The 5,364-nt window shown below is 62.8% G+C and carries 4 protein-coding genes and 1 pseudogene; all 5 read left to right on the forward strand.

All coding sequences use genetic code 11. From position 1 onward, the window contains the following. Nucleotides 1-602: pseudogene (locus AB4Z11_RS21700) on the forward strand (ornithine carbamoyltransferase); the annotation flags it as partial. Nucleotides 603-611: 9 nt separating this feature from the next. Beyond that, nucleotides 612-1,844, forward strand: a complete 1,233-nt coding sequence (locus AB4Z11_RS21705) for an argininosuccinate synthase (protein WP_442027604.1) — start codon at nt 612-614, stop codon at nt 1,842-1,844. Nucleotides 1,845-1,937: 93 nt separating this feature from the next. Then, nucleotides 1,938-3,749, forward strand: coding sequence for a methyl-accepting chemotaxis protein (locus AB4Z11_RS21710; RefSeq protein WP_442027605.1), 1,812 nt, complete (start codon nt 1,938-1,940; stop codon nt 3,747-3,749). Between the two features lie 4 nt (nt 3,750-3,753). Beyond that, on the forward strand, nt 3,754-4,212 hold the full coding sequence (locus AB4Z11_RS21715; protein WP_442027606.1) for a chemotaxis protein CheW: 459 nt from the start codon (nt 3,754-3,756) through the stop codon (nt 4,210-4,212). After that, nucleotides 4,209-5,364, forward strand: a 1,156-nt coding sequence (locus AB4Z11_RS21720) for a CheR family methyltransferase (RefSeq protein WP_442027607.1), incomplete at its 3' end; no start/stop codon positions are given. The genes AB4Z11_RS21715 and AB4Z11_RS21720, both read left to right, overlap by 4 nt.

Raw genomic sequence — 5,364 nt, forward strand, 5'->3', positions numbered from 1 at the left:
ACATCATCGAGCGCTTCGCCGCCAATTCGCGCGTGCCGGTGATTAATGGCCTGACCAACGAACACCACCCATGCCAGGTGTTCGCGGACATCTTCACCTATATCGAGCATCGCGGCTCCATCTCCGGGAAGACCGTGGCATGGATCGGCGACGCCAACAACATGCTGTATTCCTGGCTGCAGGCAGCCGAGGTGTTCGGCTTCCACGTCAACGTGTCCACGCCGCACGGCTACGAGATGGACATGTCGCTGGTATCGACCGACCGCTTCACCCTGTTCGCCAACCCGTCCGATGCCTGCGAAGGCGCGGACCTGGTCAACACCGACGTGTGGACCAGCATGGGCTATGAAGAAGAAAACGCGGCCCGCCTGAAAGCCTTCGACGGCTGGATCGTGGACGGCGACAAAATGAAACGCGCCAAGCCGGACGCCCTGTTCATGCACTGCCTGCCTGCCCACCGCGGCGAGGAAGTGTCCGCCGAGGTGATCGACGGACCGCAATCCGTGGTCTGGGACGAAGCCGAGAACCGCCTGCACATCCAGAAGGCACTGATCGAGTTCCTGCTGCTGGGCCGCATTAAAACTGATAACCAACCTGATTGAGAAATCGAAATGAGCGACGTTAAGAAAGTAGTCCTCGCCTATTCGGGCGGCCTGGACACCTCCGTGATCCTGAAATGGCTGCAGGATAACTACAACTGYGAGATCGTGACCTTCACCGCCGACCTGGGCCAGGGTGAAGAGCTGGAGCCGGCACGCGCCAAGGCGCTGAAGTTCGGCATCAAGCCTGAGAACATCTTCATCGACGACGTGCGCGAAGAGTTCGTCCGCGACTTCGTGTTCCCGATGTTCCGCGCCAACACCGTGTACGAAGGCGAATACCTGCTGGGCACTTCCATCGCTCGTCCGCTGATCGCCAAGCGTCTGATCGAGATCGCCAACCAGACCGGCGCCGACGCCATCTCCCACGGCGCGACCGGCAAGGGCAATGACCAGGTGCGCTTCGAACTGGGCGCCTACGCGCTGAAGCCAGGCGTGAAAGTGATTGCGCCATGGCGTGAATGGGATCTRCTGTCGCGCGAGAAGCTGCTGAAATACGCGGAAGATGCCGGTATCGCCATCGACATGAAGCACAAGAACGGCGGCGCGCCTTACTCGATGGACGCCAACCTGCTGCACATCTCCTTCGAAGGCCGTCACCTGGAAAACCCAAGCGCCGAAGCCGAAGAGTCGATGTGGCGCTGGACCGTGAGCCCGGAAGCGGCTCCGGACCAGGCAGAGTACCTGGACGTCGAATACGAAAAGGGCGACATCGTGGCCCTGAACGGCAAGCGCATGTCCGCTGCCGAAGTGCTGACGGAACTGAACCGCCTGGGCGGCAAGCATGGCATCGGCCGTCTGGACCTGGTCGAGAACCGTTATGTGGGCATGAAATCGCGCGGCTGCTATGAGACGCCAGGCGGCACTATTATGCTGAAAGCGCACCGCGCCATTGAATCCATCACCTTGGACCGCGAAGTGGCCCACCTGAAGGACGATCTGATGCCACGTTACGCATCGCTGATTTACAACGGCTACTGGTGGTCGCCGGAGCGTGTGGCCCTGCAAACCCTGATCGATCACACCCAGCAAACCGTGAACGGCTGGGTGCGTGTCAAGCTGTACAAGGGCAATGTGATTGTAGTGGCGCGCGATTCGAAGACCGATTCGCTGTTCGACCAGACCATCGCGACCTTCGATGAAGACGGCGGCGCCTACAACCAGGCCGACGCAGGCGGCTTCATCAAGCTGAATGCGCTGCGTATGCGCATCGCCGCCAACGCACGCATGAAGCGCGGTCAATAAGTCTTTGATTGCACTATGAAACGGGCCGCCTTTGCGCGGCCCGTTTTTTTTGTTACATTGCCAGCACGACCCCACGTCCCGCTAGGAGAGCGCATGAAAGACCTCAGTGTAAAAAACAAACTCTATCTGGGCTTCGGCACCGTCCTGGCAATCATCTTGCTATTGCTCGCGATGGCTTTTAACAGCTTCAATCGGCTGACCGAGGCTAATGGCTGGGACAAGCACACCATGCAAGTGCTGATTGAGCTTGGCCTGGTCCGCAACTCCATGCTGCATGCGCAAGTCGAAACGCGCGGCTACCTGCTCACCGGCCTCGAAAGCGCCATCGCGAATGAACGCGATAACGCGGCCGAACTGTCCAAGCATCTGGACAACGTGCTGAAGCTCACCGCCGACAATCCGCGCCAGCAGGAGCGCCTGAAAAAGGCACAGAGTCTGATCACGGCCTGGATCAATGACAATATCAGGCGCCAGATCGAGAAGCGCCGCGCGCTCGGTGAAACCAAAGGCGCGGCGGACATTATCGGCCAGTCCAATGAACTGCGCGACAGCGCCAACATCATCAAATCGGCGACCGACTTGCTGGACGACGCCGAGGACGAGGAAAACCGCCTGCTCAAGGAACGCACGGCAACCTCCCTGGCACAGCAGCAGCTGACCAATAATCTGCTGATCATGGGCGGCATCGCTGCCGTGGCGGTCGGCCTGCTGGTGACCTATCTGCTGTCCCGCGCCATCGTCACGCCGCTGAATAACCTGACGGTGGCACTGGGCCGCCTGGGCGCCGGTGAACAAAGCACGCGCGCACAAGTGCTGTCGCGCGATGAACTGGGCAAGGTTACGCAGGACTTCAATAATATGGCGCAAGTACTGCAGGAAACGCAGCTCCGCGAGCAGGCGCTGACCAATGAGCTGCGCGAAAAGGTCGATTCGCTGATGGAGACCGTCACCCGCGCGGCAGAGGGCGACCTGACCAGCAAGGTCAACGTCTCCGGCGAAGATGCCATTGGCCGCCTGGGCACGGGCCTGTCGCGCATGTTCGACAATCTGCGTTCGCTACTGAACAATGTGCAGAAAGCCGGCATCCAGGTCACCACCTCGGCAACCGAGATTGCCGCTTCCGCCAAGCAGCAGGAAGCCACCGGCGTCGAACAGGCCCAGACCAGCGTGGAGGTGCTGAGCACCACCAAGGAAATTTCGGCCAATACCACCCAGCTGCTGAAGACCATGGAAGACGCCACTGCCGTGGCGGACTACACCACCAGTGCCACCTCCGAAGCCCAGGTCAACCTGCGCCGCATGGACCAGACCATGCAGAATATGGTGAGCGCGACGGATTCGATCAACGCCAAGCTGGCGGCACTGTCGGAGAAGGCGTCCAATATCAACAGCGTGCTGACCACCATCACCAAGGTTGCGGACCAGACCAATATCCTGTCGCTCAATGCTGCAATCGAAGCCGAGAAGGCGGGGGAAGCGGGACGCGGCTTCTCGGTGGTGGCTACCGAAATCCGCCGCCTGGCCGACCAGACTTCCGTCTCCACCTGGGATATCGAGCAGATGCTGAAGGAAATGCAGTCTGCGGTGTCGGCCAGCGTGATGGGCATGGACAAGTTCAGCGAAGAGATCCGCCGCAGCGTGAGCGAAGTGCGGCAGGTGACGGACCAGCTGTCCGGCGTGATGGACCAGGTGCAGAAACTGGCGCCGCAGTTCGACACCGTCCTGCAGGGCATGCAGTCGCAGGCCGTCGGCGCACAGCAGATCACCGAAACCATGATGCAGCTGAACGATGCCACCCAGCAGACGGTGGAATCGCTGAAAGCCACCAGCGAAGCGGTGCACCAGCTGCAATATGCGGCAGGCGACCTGCAATCGAGCGTGGCCACCTTTGCGGTGACCGTGTAATACCATGAAGGCGCTGGTCTTTCACATCGGCCACGATCGCTACGGCCTGCCCTTGCAGGTGGTGCAGCGCGTGCTGCCCTTGCTGGAGCTGAAGGCCCTGCCAATGGCGCCGGACGCCGTAGCCGGCATGATGAATCTGCACGGAGCAACCGTGCCGGTGATCGACCTGTCGCGCGCCAGCGGCGGTCCGCCGGCACGCCAGCATTTCGATACGCGCATCGTGCTGGTCGATTACACCGATCCGGAAGGCGCGGTGCACGCGCTGGCCTTGCTGGCCGAGCGCGTGCAGGGTGTGCAGGAAGTGTCCGAACAGGCCTTGCAGCCAAGCGGTGTACGCGCCGCGCCTTTCCTCGGCGCGGTGGCAGGCGATAGCGAAGGCATCGTGCAGCTGGTGGAACTGGATCAGCTGCTGCCTGCCGCTTTGCGTGCCCTGCTGTTCCAGGTGGAGGATAAAGCATCGTGACCGTGCAAGGCATGCTCAAGGAGGCGACGGGGCTGAACCTGCCCCGTACTGCCGTGGAACGTGCCATCCATGAGCGCATGGACGCGCTTGGGCTTAGCGACCGCAAACAGTATGGCCACGATCTGATGCAGGGGTCCATACCGGGCGAGCTGGAAGCGCTGATCGAGCTGGTGGTCGTGCCGGAGTCCTGGCTGTTCCGCGATCCGCAAGCCTTTGCGCTGGCCACGGAGGTTGTCAAGGAACGGCTGGCAAATGGAGCGCGCGTGGTGCGCATTCTGTCCGTGCCGTGCGCGGGCGGCGAGGAGCCCTATTCGATGGCGATGGCGCTGTGCGATGCCCGCGTGCCRCTGGAGACTTTCAGCATTGACGCGGTGGACATCAGCGCGGCCTGCATCAACCGCGCGGAGATCGGCATCTACGGCCGCAACGCCTTCCGCGCGCAGGATCTGGCTTTCCGCGACCGTTATTTCACGCCGGTGCAAGGCGAAGAGGACATGTACCAGATCGCGTCCGGCCTGCGTCAGCGCGTGCGCTTCAGGCAGGGCAATCTGCTGGCGGCCGATCCTGCGCTGCCTTCGTATTACGACATTATCTTTTGCCGCAATCTGCTGATTTACTTCGACCGCCCCACAGCCGCCGCCGCTGCCGAGCGTTTGTCGGCGCTGCTGGTTGATGATGGCGTCCTGCTGGCAGGTTATGCCGAAGTGCCGGTGTTCACGCAGAACGGCTTCGTGCCCCTGCCCTACCGCTACGCATTCGCCATGCGCAAGGAAGGCAGCCGCGCCCACGCCCGCGCGCTGGCCACGTTGCCCGGCGCAACGCACCTGATCCGCAGCGCCACCGCGCCAGGGGGCTCGCCCACCGCCGCCCCCGGCGTCTCACGCGATCCCGCAGGCCTGACGCCCGCCGTCCGACCACCCGCTCCGCGCCACCGCGCGTCCGCCTCCGTGCTCGCCCCCAGCCCCACGCCCGCCTCGCCGCGTGCAACCGGTCCGGCACTAGCTGCCGCAGTTCCGGCCCCGGCACCTTCGCTCGCGGCAGGCCTGTCGCCAGCCACCGTCGGTCCGGCGTCCGCCGCCGCGCGCCCCGCCGGCCGCGCATCTGCGCCGCGAGCGCCTGCGTCCGCGACGGCGGCGTCCACGGACACGCTGC

The sequence above is a fragment of the Pseudoduganella sp. RAF53_2 genome (assembly GCF_052113985.1).
Lineage (GTDB): Bacteria > Pseudomonadota > Gammaproteobacteria > Burkholderiales > Burkholderiaceae_D > Rugamonas.